The organism is Deinococcus sp. YIM 77859, assembly GCF_000745175.1.
GTDB lineage: Bacteria > Deinococcota > Deinococci > Deinococcales > Deinococcaceae > Deinococcus.
The window spans coordinates 949,804-965,346 of sequence record NZ_JQNI01000002.1; the positions used below are offsets into that span (position 1 = coordinate 949,804).

The 15,543-nt window shown below is 68.7% G+C and carries 16 protein-coding genes; 11 read left to right on the top strand and 5 right to left on the bottom strand.

Annotated features, from left to right (window positions below; genetic code table 11):
• Positions 1–53 precede the first annotated feature (53 nt).
• Together EI73_RS04820 and EI73_RS04825 are read right to left on the bottom strand one after the other, a co-directional pair.
• Positions 54–1,076: a low specificity L-threonine aldolase gene (locus EI73_RS04820; RefSeq protein ID WP_034387751.1), complete on the bottom strand. Its 1,023-nt coding sequence runs from the start codon at positions 1,074–1,076 to the stop codon at positions 54–56.
• Between the two features lie 49 nt (positions 1,077–1,125).
• Positions 1,126–3,126 carry a translation factor GTPase family protein gene (locus tag EI73_RS04825; protein WP_034384752.1) on the bottom strand — a complete coding sequence of 667 codons (2,001 nt, stop codon included), beginning with the start codon at positions 3,124–3,126 and terminating at the stop codon, positions 1,126–1,128.
• Positions 3,127–3,442: 316 nt separating this feature from the next.
• On the opposite strand from EI73_RS04825, the gene EI73_RS04830 reads away from it, so the two are divergent.
• The 5 genes from EI73_RS04830 (at position 3,443) to EI73_RS04850 (ending at position 7,554) form a co-directional block, all read left to right on the top strand.
• A complete protein-coding gene (locus EI73_RS04830) occupies positions 3,443–4,306 on the top strand; it encodes a DUF2382 domain-containing protein (RefSeq protein ID WP_034384755.1) in 864 nt (287 codons plus the stop codon).
• A 69-nt stretch (positions 4,307–4,375) separates the two neighbouring features.
• Positions 4,376–4,828, top strand: a complete 453-nt coding sequence (locus tag EI73_RS04835; RefSeq protein ID WP_051935414.1) for a YsnF/AvaK domain-containing protein — start codon at positions 4,376–4,378, stop codon at positions 4,826–4,828.
• Between the two features lie 40 nt (positions 4,829–4,868).
• A complete protein-coding gene (gene mnmD, locus EI73_RS04840) occupies positions 4,869–5,546 on the top strand; it encodes a tRNA (5-methylaminomethyl-2-thiouridine)(34)-methyltransferase MnmD (RefSeq protein ID WP_034384757.1) in 678 nt (225 codons plus the stop codon).
• The gene (locus tag EI73_RS04845; RefSeq protein ID WP_034384759.1) at positions 5,543–6,517 is read left to right on the top strand and encodes an FAD-dependent oxidoreductase; all 975 of its coding nucleotides are present in this window, start codon (positions 5,543–5,545) and stop codon (positions 6,515–6,517) included. Before mnmD ends, EI73_RS04845 begins: the two co-directional genes overlap by 4 nt.
• Positions 6,518–6,552: 35 nt before the next feature.
• The gene (locus EI73_RS04850; RefSeq protein ID WP_034384762.1) at positions 6,553–7,554 is read left to right on the top strand and encodes an isocitrate/isopropylmalate dehydrogenase family protein; all 1,002 of its coding nucleotides are present in this window, start codon (positions 6,553–6,555) and stop codon (positions 7,552–7,554) included.
• A gap of 24 nt (positions 7,555–7,578) precedes the next feature.
• On the opposite strand, the gene EI73_RS04855 is transcribed toward EI73_RS04850, so the two are convergent.
• Together EI73_RS04855 and EI73_RS04860 are read right to left on the bottom strand one after the other, a co-directional pair.
• Complete coding sequence (locus EI73_RS04855; RefSeq protein WP_034384764.1) at positions 7,579–8,034, bottom strand: DUF421 domain-containing protein; 456 nt, start codon at positions 8,032–8,034, stop codon at positions 7,579–7,581.
• A 13-nt stretch (positions 8,035–8,047) separates the two neighbouring features.
• Positions 8,048–8,566 carry a hypothetical protein gene (locus tag EI73_RS04860; RefSeq protein ID WP_051935415.1) on the bottom strand — a complete coding sequence of 173 codons (519 nt, stop codon included), beginning with the start codon at positions 8,564–8,566 and terminating at the stop codon, positions 8,048–8,050.
• 178 nt (positions 8,567–8,744) lie between these two features.
• Here EI73_RS04860 and EI73_RS04865 point away from each other — a divergent pair, with 178 nt between their 5' ends.
• The 6 genes from EI73_RS04865 (at position 8,745) to EI73_RS04890 (ending at position 14,513) form a co-directional block, all read left to right on the top strand.
• Positions 8,745–9,662 carry a phospho-N-acetylmuramoyl-pentapeptide-transferase gene (locus tag EI73_RS04865; protein WP_034384766.1) on the top strand — a complete coding sequence of 306 codons (918 nt, stop codon included), beginning with the start codon at positions 8,745–8,747 and terminating at the stop codon, positions 9,660–9,662.
• A gap of 1 nt (position 9,663) precedes the next feature.
• Entirely contained in the window at positions 9,664–10,620 is a 957-nt protein-coding gene (locus EI73_RS04870; RefSeq protein ID WP_034384768.1) for a class I SAM-dependent rRNA methyltransferase, read from the top strand.
• Positions 10,621–10,687: 67 nt separating this feature from the next.
• Entirely contained in the window at positions 10,688–11,332 is a 645-nt protein-coding gene (locus tag EI73_RS04875; RefSeq protein ID WP_034384770.1) for a monothiol bacilliredoxin BrxC family protein, read from the top strand.
• A 232-nt stretch (positions 11,333–11,564) separates the two neighbouring features.
• On the top strand, positions 11,565–12,392 hold the full coding sequence (locus EI73_RS04880) for a hypothetical protein (protein ID WP_034387758.1): 828 nt from the start codon (positions 11,565–11,567) through the stop codon (positions 12,390–12,392).
• On the top strand, positions 12,389–12,808 hold the full coding sequence (locus EI73_RS04885) for a hypothetical protein (RefSeq protein WP_034387761.1): 420 nt from the start codon (positions 12,389–12,391) through the stop codon (positions 12,806–12,808). The genes EI73_RS04880 and EI73_RS04885 overlap by 4 nt, the downstream gene beginning before the upstream one ends.
• 127 nt (positions 12,809–12,935) lie before the next feature.
• Complete coding sequence (locus EI73_RS04890; RefSeq protein WP_034384772.1) at positions 12,936–14,513, top strand: HAMP domain-containing protein; 1,578 nt, start codon at positions 12,936–12,938, stop codon at positions 14,511–14,513.
• A 48-nt stretch (positions 14,514–14,561) separates the two neighbouring features.
• Here the strand turns inward: EI73_RS04890 and EI73_RS04895 are convergent, their stop codons facing one another.
• Complete coding sequence (locus tag EI73_RS04895) at positions 14,562–15,542, bottom strand: hypothetical protein (RefSeq protein WP_034384774.1); 981 nt, start codon at positions 15,540–15,542, stop codon at positions 14,562–14,564.
• Position 15,543 lies beyond the last annotated feature (1 nt).

Here is a 15,543-nt window from a genome sequence, read left to right on the forward strand (position 1 = left end):
AGGACGCAGCGTAGCGCGCCGCGCACCCGAGGAACCTCCACCGAGGGGATCCCTCAGGTCGTCAGCACGCGGATGGCCTCCGCCAACGCCTCGTCCGTCACCTGATGGTGCAGCACGAAGCGCACGCTGTCCGGGCCCAGGGCGCTTGCTCGCACACCCTTCTTCGCCCAGCGCTCCACCTGGGCCGCCGCATCCGGCAGGGTCACGTAGACCATATTCGTCTGAACGGCGGCGAGATTGACGGTGTACCCGGCCTCCACCAACGCTTCCGCGAGTTGGCGGGCCCGGCGGTGGTCCTCCTTGAGCCGGGCAGGACCGTCGCGGAGGGCGACCAGCGCGGCGGCAGCCAGCACCCCGGCCTGCCGCATCCCGCCGCCCATCATCTTGCGGTAGCGGTGCGCCTGCCGCATCTGCGCGGCGCTTCCCACCAGCACGCTGCCTACCGGGGCACCCAGGCCCTTGCTGAGGCACACGCTCACGGTGTCGAAGTGCCGGGTGATCTCGGAGACAGGCACGTCCAGCGCGGCGGCGGCATTGAAGACCCGCGCGCCGTCCAGGTGCAGGGGCAGGCCTTCGCTGGTGGCCACCTCGCGGATCGCCGCCAGCACGTCGAGCGGCAGCACCGTGCCCCCCGCCTTGTTGTGGGTGTTTTCCAGGCTGATCAGGCCCGTGGGCGACTGATGAACGGAGTGCCGCACCGCGAGGCGCACCCCCTCCGGGTCCGGAACCCCGAGGGGCGCGGGCACAAAGCGCGGAACCACGCCCGAAAAGGTCGCCATCATGCCCAGTTCCCACTCGTAGATGTGAGAACCCTCAGCGCAGATCACCTCCTCGCCGCGGCGGGTGTGCAGCGCGATCGCCACCTGATTGGTCATGGTGCCGCTGGGCATGAAAAGCCCCGCCTCAAACCCGGTCAGGCGCGCCACTTCGGCTTGGAGAGCGTTCACGGTGGGGTCTTCGCCGTACACGTCGTCCCCAACCGGGGCCTGCGCCATCGCCTCGCGCATTTCGGGTGTGGGCGTGGTTACGGTATCGGAACGGAGGTCGGCGATGACACGGGGGAGGGTGGCCGTCATGGGAGGCATGCTACGCCGCGTGGAAAGCGGGTGCAGGAACCTGTCTCCCCTATCCCGCCGCTGCGGCCCGCCGCGCCTCGATCACCTTTTTGGCGAGGTGCTCGGGCAGTTCCTGGTAGCCGTAGGGCTTGACGCTAAAGGCGCCCCGGTCCCCCGTGAGCGAGCGGAGGTCAGCGCTGTAGGTCTGAAGTTCGGCCTGCGGAACAACAGCGGTAACGGTGATCACGGTCCCTTCGGGGTCCATGCCCTGCACGCGGGCACGGCGGGTCTGGAGGTCGCCGATCAGGTCGCCGGTAAAGCTCGCAGGCGCGCGCACCTTGAGCAGCATCACCGGTTCGAGGAGGACCGGCCGCGCCCCCTCCACCGCGGCCCGAAAGGCCAGCGCCCCAGCGGTGCGAAAGGCGACGTCACTGCTGTCCACGTCGTGGTAGCTGCCGTGGGTAACGGTCACGTGCACGTCCTGCATGGGGTAGCCCGCCAGCGGTCCCTTCTGCAGGGCGTCCTGCACGCCCTTCTCGATGCTGGGAAGGTACTTGGAGGGAATCACGCCGCCCACCACCTCGGAGCGGAAGCTGAAGCCCTCACCCGGCTCGAGCCGCAGGTGACAGTCACCGTACTGGCCGTGCCCGCCGGTCTGTTTCTTGTGCTTGCCCTGCGCCTGCGAGACGGCGCGGATCGTCTCGCGGTACGGGATCTGCGGCGTGCCGGTCTCCACGTTCACGCCGAGTGCGGCGAGTTTCTCCACCGCGATGGTCGTGTGCATGTCACCCATGCCGGAAAGGAGCAGTTCGCCCGTCTGCTCCTGGCGCTCGAAGCGCAGGGTGGGGTCCTCGTCGAGGAGGCGGGCCAGGGCCGTGCTGAGGCGGTCCTCATCCTGGCGCGTCCTCGGAAAGAGGGCGACGGTGTGGGCCGGATCGGGCAGGACGAGGGGGTCATACTCGATGGGATGGGCGGGGTCGGCCAGGGTGTCCCCGGTGTGCAGCTCGGGGACCTTGGTCAGCACGCCGATCATTCCGGCACGCAGTTCGGGCACCTCGGTGAGTTCCTTGCCGCTCACGACATAGAGGTGAGCGGGCTTCACGTCCACGCCCCGCGTCGTGTTGCGCAGCGTGTCGCCGGGGCGGATGGTGCCGCTCCAGACGCGGATGTACGCCAGCTTGCCCACAAAGGCATCCACCGAGACCCGCCACACCCGGGCACTGGCGGGCGCGCTCGGCGTGGGCTCGCGCGTCTGTCCGTCCAGGCCGGTCAGCACCCCACGTTCAGCAGCGCTGCGCAGGCCCTGCACCATCAGCTTCAGCAGTTCGGGCACGCCCACGCCCGTCTCGGCGCTGACGGGAATAACCGGGTAGAGGGTGCCCGCATGCACAGCCCGCAACAAGGCCGCGCGCAGCTCGTCTGAGCTGATCTCTTCCCCTTCCAGGTAGCGGTTCATCAGGTGGTCATCCGTTTCGACGATGGCGTCCACCAGGGCTTCGCGCGCCTCTGCGAGGGCGGGGCGAAGTGCACCCGGCACCTCGTTCGGGTCCGCCGCAAGCACATCCACCACCCCCCGAAAGTCTGGCCCCTCCCCCACCGGCAGGAAGGCCGCCGCCACCGGGCCCCTTAGGGACGCGCGGATATCGGCCAGGACCGCAGAGAAGTTCGCCCGCTCGCGGTCCATCTTGGAAACCACCACGAGGCGCGGCATGGCAAAGCGGTCAGCGGTGGCCCACACCCGCTCGGTGCCCACCTCCACGCCGCTCACCGCGCTGACCAGGATAAGCACGGAGTCCGCCGCCCGAATGCCGCCCCGAATCTCACGCACGAAATCCGCGTAGCCCGGCGTGTCCAGCAGGGTGATGTCGGTCCCGTCGTGTTGCAGGCGCAGCACCCCCGTCGTGATGGAAAAACCGTGCCGCTTCTCGGCCTCGGTGTGGTCACTCTGGGTGGTGCCGTCCGTGACGCGGCCCATGCGTGGCAAGGCCCCGCTGTGAACGAGCAGGGCCTCGGAGAGCGTCGTTTTTCCCGCGCCGCTGTGGGCGGCCAGACTCACAATCCGAACCGGCATGTGCTCAGAGGAGACGAACTCAGACGGCATCAAGACCACCAGACCTTTCACAAGAGAGGCAGGCAGGCGAACGGCCACCACACCAAGACCAGTAAGGGAAGGTGCCCAGAGCTTACACCCCAGAGCAGCCAGGACGTCGGGGCGTGAGCCCCCGCAAGAAGCAGGCCGGTGGGCCCGAATCATCATGACCTTGCGCTCAAGGTCAGCTGAGGGAAGGCTTTAGGTCGGGCTCAGCAGAACGTGAGCTTCTGCACGCAGACTGCAACGGTACAGGGACAACCCTGACACCCCATCTCAGCAGTACCGGAGGCTTCCTATGACTCAGAACCAGAATGCCCTGATGCGCCTATCGGACCTCAACCGCGACTACCAGCTTGATCTGTCGGGGCAGGGTGTGTACAACCCTGTGGGCAACACGGCCTACGGGTACAACGGTGAGAAGGTGGGCAGCGTCAAAGACGCGCTTGTTGACCCTGGCACCGGACGCATTCGCTACCTCATCGTGGATGTGGGCGGCTGGTTTTCCTCCAAGGAAGTGATGGTGCCCGTCGGGCACGCGCGCTTTGCAGAAGACGGCGTGTACTTTGACGACCTCACCAAGGAACAGGTGCGCGACCTGGGCGAGTACCGCTACGACCAGACGTACACCGACGAGACGTACGCCTCGACCGACGAGCGTGTGCTGCGTGCGGCCAACACCACCGAGACCGACACCAGCTACCGCGAGCGCGCCTACCGGACGCCCGAGCGCCTGCAACTGCTGGAAGAGCGCCTGGTGGTCAACAAGGAACGCTTCCGCGCGGGAGCGGTAGAGATCAGCAAGCACGTCGAAACCCGTCAGGAGACGGTGAACGTGCCCCTCCAGCGCGAGGAGGTCGTCATCGAGCGCCACGCGGTGACCGATGCTCGCCCGGTCGAGGGCGCGGTGCTGGGCGAAGGCAGCGAGACCGTTCGGGTGGACCTGGAAGCCGAGCGCGCCAATGTCAGCAAACAGGCCTACGTGACCGAGGAGGTCGAGATCGGCAAGCGCACCGTCACGGAAACCCAGACGGTGACGGATACCGTGGGCCGCGAGGTGCTGGACGTGAACAAGACGGGTGACGTGCGCCTGGAAACGGGCGACCGCACGAGCACCACGACCGACACCACCCTGACGGACCGCGACCGCAACAACCGCTGAGCGTCGCGTGGGCGGTGGGCGGGGGCAACCCCGCCTTTTTTCCACGCGGCCTGCCCTACAGGAGGAGCCATGGACGAACGGGAAACGGGAGAGGTTGTCAGGGACAGCGAGGGGCGGCAGATCGTCCAGCGTCTGGTGCTGCACGAGGAGCGGGCCACGGTGGACGTGGTTCGCGAGGCGGCGGGCAGCGTGGAGGTGCGCCGGGTGGTGACCGAGCGGCAGGAGACCGTTCCCATCACCCTGTACCGTGAGGTGCTGGAAATCACCGTCAAGGACGGCGGCGGTCAGGTCCTGATGAACGGCGAAGCCCTGGAACCGGGACGCACCTACGAGATCCCCATCAGCGAGGAGCGGGCGGAGGTTCGCAAGCAGGTGTACCCCTTTCAGGAGGTCATCATCGCCAAGGAGCTGCGCCGCTTTACCCAGGACGAGCAGGTGACCCTGCGGCGCGAGGAGCTTGATGTCCAGCACCTGAACGTCACGCCCGACGCGACCCCGCGCACGAACGATTCCCAACGCTAACAGCTGTCTCTTCTCTGCCCGCCGCGCTTATCCTGCTTCTGTGAAACGGGGATGTGCGGCGGGTGACATCATCCTGACTCCAGACGGGTCGCGGACCGCCTTCAGCCTGCGGTTCGGCGAGGCGTACGGCTCACGGCACGGCGCGGCGGCGCAGGCCCGGCACGTTTTTTTAGAGGGCACGCAGACGCAGACTCACCCCGCGCCCCGCGTGCTGGAGGTTGGCTTTGGCCTGGGTGTTAATTTCCGGGTGACGCTCGCCCATACCGCCCAGCGAAACGCTCCGCTCACCTACGTCGCCTACGAGTTTGATCCCGCCCCCCCCGACCTGCTGCGGGCCGTTGGGGAAGGCGGCGAGGGAGCGGAGCACCCTGCCTGGGCCGCCCTGCTCGCGGCGTGGGGGCAGCAGTCACCCCTGGTGGTCCGCACCGAACACGTGGCCCTGACGGTTCACTTCGCGGACGTGCGGACAGCGGCCCTCCCGGTGGGGTGGGCGACCGCCCTTTACCTCGACGGCTTCTCACCAGCGCGTAACCCAGAGGTGTGGACACCGGAGCTTTTGGCCCGGTTGGCACGTGCGCTGGCGCCCGGGGGAATCCTCGCCACCTACAGTGCCGCCGGGCACGTCCGCCGCACGCTGGCGGCCACCGGCCTCAAGGTCGAGAAACGCCCCGGCCCCCCCGGCAAACGCGAGTGCCTGCGGGCGGTGCGGGAAGGATGAGCACGCCCCATGTCCTGGTGATCGGCGGCGGGATAGCCGGCGCGGCGGTCGCCTACTTCGCCACCCGGGGAGGCGCGCGGGTCACGGTGGTGGACGCCGCTTGGCACGCGGCAAGTCACGTTCCCTCCGCGCTGGTCAACCCCGTACGCGGACAAGCTGGGCAGGTGGACAAGCGGGCGGTGGCGGGCCTGCGGCTGACCTGGTCCCTGGTGACCGCGCTCGCAGAAGCCGGGGTGCGGGTCCCCCACGGACAGACGGGGGTGCTGCGCCCCATTCCTGACGACCACATCCGGCAGAAGTTCGAGCGCCACCTTTCCCCACAGGTGCGCCACACGTGGCTTAGCCCTGCCAGGGTGCCTGTTCCTCTGGCTCCCGGTTGGACCCACGTGCTGCACCTCCCCGAGGGCGGCTGGCTGGACGGCGCCGCCTTTACAGCGGGGCTCCTGAGCGCAAGCGGGGCGCAGGTGGTGCGGGCGCGGGCAGAGGCCTGGGACGCACGCTCGGTCGCGCTGAAGGGGGGAGGCGTGCTGCGCGGCGACGCGGTGGTTTGGTGCGGTGGTGCGGTGGGCTCCAGTTGGGCGGGAGAGCGCGGAACGCACCGAGCCGGAACCCTGCTGACCCTCCACCGAGCAGCGACAGACGTCCCCGTGAGTTTTGGGGCGTACCTCGCCCCGGCGGCCGAGGGCGGCGTGCTGGGGGCAACTTTCGAGGCACCTACGCCCACCTGGCAGCAGCCTGCCCTCCCCCTTTCGTCCCTGCGCTGGCTGCTGAGCAAGGGGGAGGCGCTGACGGCGCTGGGCGGCCTGCAGGTCACCGGGCGGTGGAGCGGCACGCGGCTTGCCGAGCTTGTCGCGGAGCGAGGCGCAGATGGGGTGTGGCGGCTTTCCGGTCTGGGCAGCAAGGGCTTTTTGCTGGGGCCGCTCCTGGCGCGTCACGTTGCCGGTGACGTGCTGCGGCACCTGACCGTGTGACGCACCTTCCGGGGACCATCTAGACTGGCAGCGTCATGGCGAAATACCGCATCTGCTTGATTGAAGGGGACGGCATCGGCCACGAGGTGGTTCCTGCTGCCCGCCGCGTGCTGGAAGCTGCTGGGCTGGACGCCGAGTACGTGACGGCCGAGGCCGGGTACGAGTACTTCCTCGAGCACGGCACGAGCGTGCCACCAGCCACCTACGAGGCCATCGAGAGCACCGATGCCACGCTGTTCGGCGCGGCCACCAGCCCCAGCGGTGAGAAACCCGCGGGCTTTTTCGGCGCTATCCGCCACCTGCGCCGCAAGTACAACCTGTACGCGAACGTCCGCCCCACCAAGACCCGTCCGGTCCCCGGTGCCTACGAGAACGTGGACCTGGTGATTGTCCGCGAGAACACCCAGGGCCTGTACGTCGAGCAGGAACGGCGGTACGGGGACACGGCCATCGCGGATACGGTCATCACGCGCGAGGCCAGCGAGCGCATCGGCCGTTTTGCGGCGGAGCTCGCCCTCAAGCGTCGGGGCAAGCTGACGGTGGTGCACAAGAGTAACGTCTTGCCGGTCACGCAGGGCCTTTTTATGAACACCATCCTCGACCTGACCAAGGACATGGAGGGGCTGAACGTGGGCACCATGATCGTGGACAACGCGGCCATGCAGCTCGTTCGCAACCCCGCACAGTTCGACGTCATGGTGATGACCAACATGTTCGGAGACATCCTCTCCGACCTGGCCGCCGGTCTGGTGGGCGGCCTGGGCATCGCGGCGAGCGGCAATGTCGGGGACCGCTTCGGCATCTTCGAAAGCGTGCACGGCAGCGCGCCGGATATCGCCGGACAGGGGATCAGCAACCCCACCGCGACCATCCTCGCCGCCGTGCTGATGCTCGACCACATCGGCGCGCACGACGTGGCCCGGCGCATCGACAATGCCGTGAATACCGTGCTGACCGAAGGCCCGCGCACCCGCGACCTGGGCGGTACGGCGAGCACGCAGGAATTTACGAATGCGGTGATCGCGCAGCTGAAGTAGCACGAACCCCAAGCGCAGCGAGCATCAGCCCCCCTCGCCCGCCTTGGGGATGATGCTGATATTGCCCGAGCGCTCCAAGACGGCGTATTTGATCTGCTCGAGGCGCTCTAGGCCCTGAAGTTCTCGGGCGGCGTTCAGGATATCCGCCTCATCAACCCGCAGCTGCCGCATCCGGTCTTTGATGGGGCGGCCGTTTTCGAGAATCAGGACCGGAACACTGTCCACCAGCCGTTCGAGCCGCGACGACTTCTCCTTCCACAGGGACAGGGCCACGTCCAGCCCGATCAGGGTGACGATCGCCAGCACCGCCTGTGTGACCGAGAAGTCGTCGCCGATCATGGCCTGCTGCGTCACCTCGCTGATGATGAGCAGCAGCACCAGGTCAAAGGTGGTGATCTGCGCCAGCGTGCGTTTGCCCGCCACGCGGAAAAGGAGCAGCAACACCAGGTAGATGGCAGTCGCTCGCAAGACAGCGTCCATCAAAACCTCCGGATCAGGGATAGATCAAGGTGTTAAAGCGGAGTTCCTCAGCGGTGGTGTTCGTTAGACCCACCCGGCCCGGGAGACGGCCGATGTCAGCCATCCGCAGCTGAAAGACGACCTCGACGGGCTCACCCGTGTTGCGAGCCCCAAAGGTGTACGTCAGGCGGTCTCCCTCGAGTTGCTGGGCGTCCGGTTCGGGCGTGATCGCCTCTACCTGCACCTCGTCGAGAAACTCGCGGCTCAGCCAGACGTGCAGCGCCCCCTCCTGCACCGCGGCGGGGTCAAAGGTCAGCCGCAGCTCGGCGGGAGCAAGGTAGCGCGCAAAGCGGGGGTACTCGGCAGACAACGCGCCGCCCGCCGCTCGCACCTGGCCCTTGCTGAGTGGCCCGCTGCCAAACACCCCCAGGAGCGCTGCCACGACCACCAGCAGCATGAGGAGCCAGCCGATCTTCTCCGCTCGCAGCTCACGCCGGTGGAATTCCAGATCCTGCGTGATGTCCAGGTCGCTGACGCGCTGGGGCTTGATCATGTCGGCCTCACCCCTGTCCCCTGCATGTGCATGGGCTGACACTACGCCAGGCCCCCCATCACCCGCCTGAAGAACTTCTTGAGGAAGGCGAGGCCCCCTGCCGCCGGGCGGGCACCTCGCCCCACGTGCTAGGCTCCCCGCTTGAGATGAGGCTTCTTTTCTCCGTTGGGAGGCGTCCGTGACCGTCGTCGCGGCGCTGCTGTCGTGGTTCCTGGTGGGGCTTTTTCTCCGCGTTAGCCGGGCGCGCGGTTGGGGTCAGCCCGTTCGCAAGGACGGCCCGCAGACGCACCTGCTCAAGGAAGGCACGCCGACCGCGGGCGGGGTGGCCTTTGTTCTGGCGCTCGCCCTGGTGTTTTTTCCGCTGTACCTCACCGGCCGAGCGGGCGGTGAACGGGAACTGCTTATCATGCTGACCGCTCTGGCGATGGGCGTGATCGGCGGCATCGACGATTACCTCAAGATCGTGTCGCGCAGTCGTGGACGCGGCAAAAAGGAACTGCTGGCCCGCGAGAAGTTTCCCCTGCAATTCCTGGTAGGGCTCGTCTTTGCGTTCTTTGCCGCACCGCTCGCCAGCCACGAGCTGCTACCCAGCCTGGGGACGGTGCCCGATATCATCCTGCTCACGCTGGTGATGGTGGGCGCCGTGAACGCCTTTAACTTCACCGACGGTCTAGACGGCCTGCTCGCGGGCGTGGCGATCATCGTGCTGCTGCCGCTGGTCGCTGTCTCGCCGGTCAGCGCGCTGCTGGTGGCCGTCCTGCTGGGCTTCCTGTGGTTCAATGCACACCCTGCGCGCGTCTTTATGGGTGATATGGGCAGCCACGCCATCGGCGCGGTCGCGGCCGGAGCCTACGTGCTCCATGCGGACGTGTGGCTGCTGCCCCTCGCCGCCATCATTCCGGTGGCAGCGGTCCTCAGCGTGGTGCTCCAGGTCGTCTCCTTTCGCACGCGCGGCAAGCGCATCTTCAAGATGAGTCCCATTCAGCACCACTTCGAGCTGAGCGGCTGGCCGGAAACGCACGTCACAGCGCGCTTTTGGGTGATCACGGCGGTCGCGACGGCGGCGGTGTGGTGGGTGCTGGGGGGAAGGCCCTAACGTGACCCGTCCCCTCCCCGACCTTGCCGCTCTCCTCGCCCGCCGCGCGCACCTGCCCGCCCAGGGCACAACCGTCTTTCGGGCGGCGCACACGACCGAGACGGGCGGGGTGTTCGCGCTTGACCTCGCGGGGGACGCTGCGGTGTTGAGCCTGTACGCTGACCTCACGCCGCAGGAGGAGGCGCGGCTGGCGGGGGCCTGCGGAGCGCTGCCCGGCGTGGCCGGCGTGTACCTTAAACGCCGCCCGGTGGAGGCGCGGCACGCGGCGAACGTGGCGCGGGCCCGGCTCTCGCCGCCGGAACCGGTCTGGGGCGAGGCCCGCCCCGAGGTGATCGCGCTTGAAGAAGGGGTGCCGTTCCTGCTGCGGCCCGGCGCGGACCTCAGCATTGGCCTTTTCAGCGATGCCCGCCCGCTGCGCGCCTGGGTGCGGGAGCACGTGCCGCCGGGCGCGCGGGTGCTGAACACCTTTGCCTATACCTGCGGGTTCGGGCTCAAGGCCGCGCTGGGCGGAGCGGGGGACGTCAAGAACGTGGACCTCTCCCGCAAGGTTCTGACCTGGGGACAGGAGAACTACGCCCTCAGCGGCTTGCCCGCCCCGGCGACGGACTTCCTTTCTGGGGACGTGTTCGAGTGGCTGCGGCGGCTTGCCAAACGGGGAGACACGTTCGACCTGGTGATTCTCGATCCGCCCAGTTTCGCGCGGAGCAAGGCGGGGATCTGGCGCGCTGAGCGCGATTACGCCCGCCTTTCGGCCCTCGCCGCGGCGGTGACCAACCCCGGTGGGCGGCTCCTTGTCACCACCAACCACGCAGGGGTGACGGCCCATGCCCTGGCCCGGATGGTCAGCGCCGGAGTGCAGCAGGCCGAACGGCACGGGCGACTCACCGAACACCTCGGCGCGGGCGAGGATTACCCTGGCGCGACGCACCTCAAGGCGCAGGTGTGGAGCCTGGACTGAAGCCCCCACGTCCCGGCCCTGTGGTCCACCTCACTTCGTTGTCTAAAGCAGGGGGTATGCTGTCCCCATGACGCAGAATGCAGCCGAGCAGAGGCAGGTGCTGGTCCCCCTCACCACCCCGGAAGAGGTGGACGACTTCCTGCAGGAATACCCGCTGGCCGCGGTGTTCAAGGCGGGCACCTGCCACAAGACGATGCAGGGGTTCGGCGTGGTGGAGAGCTTCTTGCAACGGCACGAGCTGCCCGTGGGCTTTATTCGGGTGGTGGAGTGGCGGCCCGCCAGCAACCACGTGGCCGAGCGAACCGGGATCGTGCACCACAGCCCGCAGTTTATCCTGTTTAAGGACGGTGAGCCGCAGTTCGAGGTCAACAACTGGGACATCACGCCCGAAGCCCTTGCCCCGGTGTTTGAGCGGCTCGTTCCCCGCCGCGACGAAGCAGGAACCGTAGCCACCGAAGACAACGTCGAACCGTACCGGCGGCTGATGCGCGCCTACCTTGACGGACAGCTCAGCGACTGGGCTTTTCAGGACCAGTACGTGACCCTGTTCCGCGACGACGCCAGCCTGCGCAGCCAGCGCGAATTCGAGCTGCTCTCCCGCCTCTTCGGCGACCCCGACGCCTACCACGGCGGCCTGCACCAGCTCGGGGCCCCGCAGGCGCGCGGCGACCTCAGGGCCCGCGTACAGGCCCTCCTCGCAGAACTCGGCTGATTGCTGCCCCGCTGCTGTCCCGCCCAGCCCCCCGCTGCGGCGGGTGTTTTGTGCCGCTGGCATGAGGAAAGGGTGACAGCCGCGTGAACTCCCCGCCAAATGTAAGCGGCGCGTAAGAGCTGGTGCGGTGTGATGGGGGGGCAGTGTCGTTCACGCCGCCGTGACGCTCCGGGTACGGGCCACGGCCAGAAAGTTTTTCGCTCTTTTCTCCGCCACGGAATCCCTGATTGCCATGCCGATCCTTCCAACCCGCCTCGCCGTTCCCCTCGAGCAAGCGGTCTATACCGGGCTGCACACCGACCATTACCCCTGGACGGAGGTCACGCTGGACCTCGCCACCCGGCAGGCCCAGGGCCTGAGCGCCGTGTTCGACGCGCAGCAGGGCCCGAACTGGGCGCGGTTCGTGTGGGTCCAGGGTACCCTGCAGGGCGGGTTCACACCGGCTGGTGACCTCACCTGGTCTGCGGCCATGGCGGCCCTCCCCCGCGCCCAGGTCACGCTGGTCGCGCTGAACCCGGCTGTCGCCGAGCTGGTGTGGAGAAGCCGGATGCAGGCGCCGCAGCCGCTGGAGGGCGCCTGGCCACAGCCGCAAGCGGACCTGACCCGCCAGCGCTTCAGCGGCGTTTTGCTGGGCGAACAGGCGTGCAGCTTCTGGGTGGGCGGCGAGAGGATCGCGGGGACCTTGCCCTCACCCGGCGCGGCTTGCAGCGTCCTCGCCTCGGCTGTCCCCCTCGCGCCTGGTCCCGAGGCGCTGCTGGCCTTCTGGACGGAGCTGATCGCCACCGTTCACCGCGCCGCGCCCCTCGACGAGGCGTGGCGGGGGGTCAGCATGCGCCTGGCCGAGCAGCATCCCTGCCTCGATCCCTTCGCTCGGGAGGTGTCTGTGCAAAACGGTCAGCTGCACGTGGATCCGGATGTACCCCCGACCGAGGTCCAGCCCGCCCTGCTGGACGCCTTCCGAGCCACCCTGGCCCGGCTGGGCCAACGGCTCGCTGACCTGCCGCTCGCAGAACTGCGCGCGCGGCCCGAGTGGCGGGCGGCCGGACTGGAGCGCGCATGACTGCCCCGGAAAGCAGCGTGCCCGCCTGGCCCGCCGGGCTGACCGACGCAACGCCGCTGCCCTTTGCGCTGTGGCGCGTGCTGCATCACGTGGACGGCAAGCGCAGCGCGGCCCAGGTCGCGGAGCTGGCCCAAGTCACGCCCCAGGACGTAGGGACTGCGCTCGCGCAGGCCGCCGCCTGGGTGGGCCGCGCGGCACAGCGCAGCCAGCCGGTCACGGACGCCGCGGCACAGGCCGTCACGCAGTGTGTGATCGCCGTGGTGGGTCCGATGGGCGAATTCATGGTGGACGACGTGCTGGACGAGCTGGGGGAGGGAGCCACCCTCGGGGCGCTTCTCTCCGGGGTCGCGGCACAACTGGAAGGAGCGCAGGTTCAGGCGTTTGTTCGGCAGCTCCGGGCGCGGGGGATCGCGTGATCCGCCTCCCCCGCGGTCCCCGGCCCATTCCGCAAGGAGCTGTTCGGCAGCGGCAAATTCAGCAGTGGTGGTCCGGCGACGCGTCTGAGGGGAAACGCGTGCTGCCCGGGACCAGGAGGGGCAACGCATGAAGTACACGGTCGTCATCCGTCAACCTGTCCCGGACGAGGTGCGTCCGGTTCTCGAAGGGCAGCTTGTGGAACGCTTTGGGCTGTCCCAAGAACAGGCCGCCCGCCTGGCCGCCCGCCGGTCGGGCCGCCTGATGAAGCCGACCGGGCACGCCCGCGCCGAGCTGCTGCTGCGCGTCTTTCAGGAGGTGGGCGCACAGGTCACCCTGGAGGAGGTGCACGAGGAAGACGCCGGGCGCGAGGGGCTCTTTCAAGCCGCAGCCCCCATGCTGCCCGTCCCGGATGCCGCGGCGTTTGACCCCGCCGGGACCACGCGGGCAGAGACAGCAGGCGCCTCTGCCTCCGCCGCCTCAAGCCGGGCCGAGCCGGGCGTGCTGACCTTGCCCCCGCAGGACCCCTGGGCCGAGTTGGCGGCTGATCCCTTTGCGCCGACCGCTGTGAACACGGATCCCTTTGCGACGCCGACCGTGATTGGCGCAGCGATTCCTGCGGTCGCTACGGCGGCCCCGTCTTCCCCAGCCCCCGTTCAGCCTGCCGCCTCCGAGTCCAAGGACGGAGACATCTGGTCGGACTTCACGGGCGCCCTGACCCTTGAGGGGGCCAAGCCGCAGGAGGGACCCACCACGTCCCCCGAGGAGTTTCTGACGGCGGCTCCTGTAGAAGAGGGGCGTGGACCGCTTGGCCGTCGCCGCAGCCTGGCGCGGCAGATGACCTTTGGGGCCTTGGCACCGCTTGCCCTGTCGACGGCCTTGACGCTGGGGCTTCTCACCGCGATCCTGCCCAGCCTCCAACGGCAACTCGTGGGACAGAACGCTCAGGCGGTTGCGGTTGCGGTCGGAACCAGCCTCGACACCCGAGACCAGGAGACGGTGAATGCGCAGCTCGACGCGCTGCTGCGGCGCTCCAACGTCGGCTTCGTGCGCGTCGAGCTCCCCGACGGCACCACCTACTTCCGCAGCCAAACCCCCCAGCTTGACAGCATCCTGCAAGGGCGGGTGGCCACCTTCCTGCGCGAACACCCGGAAACCGGCACCTTTGTCACCCGGGGCAGCGCCGCCGAGGCCTACCGCGAACAGCTCGCGCAGCTGGAAGCGGTTGGAGCGGCGGATACCCCGCAGGCCAAGACGCTGCGCGAGTTGGCCGAAGCTCAGGAGAACCAGCGCTCCGAGCGCAACAGCTACGTGGTCAGCCGTCTGGGCGTGGTGGAAACCGAGAACAACCAGCGCACGACCATCCCCGGCAGCGAGAACAACGCGGACCTGCTGTACCGCATCGCTGTCGGCGTGCCCACCAACGAGGCTGACGCCAACCTGCGCAACACGCTGCTGCTCGTCTTGGGGGTGTCGCTGCTCGCGCTGATCCTCGCGGCGGTCCTGGCCCTGCGGGCAACCCGCCGCGTCGTGCAGCCCATCGAGCGTCTGGTGCAGGCGGCCGACGCCATCAGCATGGGTGACCTCACCCGCCCGGTCCAGGCGGACCGCAACGACGAGATCGGCGACCTGGCCCAGGCCCTCGAACGCATGCGCCTGAGCCTGGAAGCGGCGATGGAACGTCTGCGGCGGCGCAAGCGGGGATAAGCAGGCAGGACCGCGCCGAACGTGGGAAACCCCTTCCCGCGTTCGGTGTTACCGCTCCACCTGGAAGGGGGTCCGCAGCCCCTCCTGCGCGGTGTGCCGAGCGACTTCAGGCGCGTACGGGAGGGCCAGCACGCCGCGGTAGGTGCGCATGGCCAACTCGCGCTCCCCCAGGGCGTCCCGCACCTGCCCCAGCCGGGCGAGCACCAGCCCCGGCAGGCTGCGCGGCAGGTTATCGCTCAGGGCGTGGGCAGCGCGTTCGAGCAGGCTACGGGCGCGCTCCAGCTCCCCGACAGCCAGGTACACCCCGGCCGCAGCGGCATCGAGTTCGGCGCGGGGCGTGACCCGGTTACCCGCCTCACGTTCCAGGGCAGCGAGAAGCGTTCCCACGTCGTCTTCCTCGCGAAGCTGCCAGGCCCGGTCAGCGAGGGCACGAACGCGGGACAGTTCACCGGGCAGAAAGCCCGTGAGGTCTGGCAGCCGGGCGGCGGGCAGATGCGGCAGCAGGTCGTGCAGGTCGTCCAGAGGAAGAAGCGCCACCCCCTCGGCCACGCCACGCAGGGCGGCGGCGGTCTCCTCCAGGCGCCGCGCTCGCCAGCGGGTTCCCGGTCCCTCGCCCAGAGCGGCACGCAGGGCGGCGTGGTAGGTCTGGGCCGCGTCCTGCACCTCACGGCTCAGGGCACGCTGGGGGGTCAGCGGCGCGGTGAGCACCGCCGCAAAGGCCTGCTCGGCCCTCTTCGCCTCGCGCAGGCGTTCGCGGCCCTGGGGGTACTGGCTCAGGAAGGTCAGGAGTTGCCCGTGATCGGCCTCGGCCTCCGCCCAGCGAAAGGGCACCTCGCGCAGCGTCACCCCGGCGGCGGGCAGCGCGTCGCGCAAGGGATGATCGGGGTCGGGGCCGCTGGCCCACTGAAGCTCCCGCGCCGGAACCCCCTGGCCCGCCAGCCAGTGAAGGAGTTCGGCCACGGTGCCCGCGTTGAACTGCGGGTGCAGGCGCAGCAGGTCGCCCAGGTCAGGCAGCAGGATCAGGGGCATG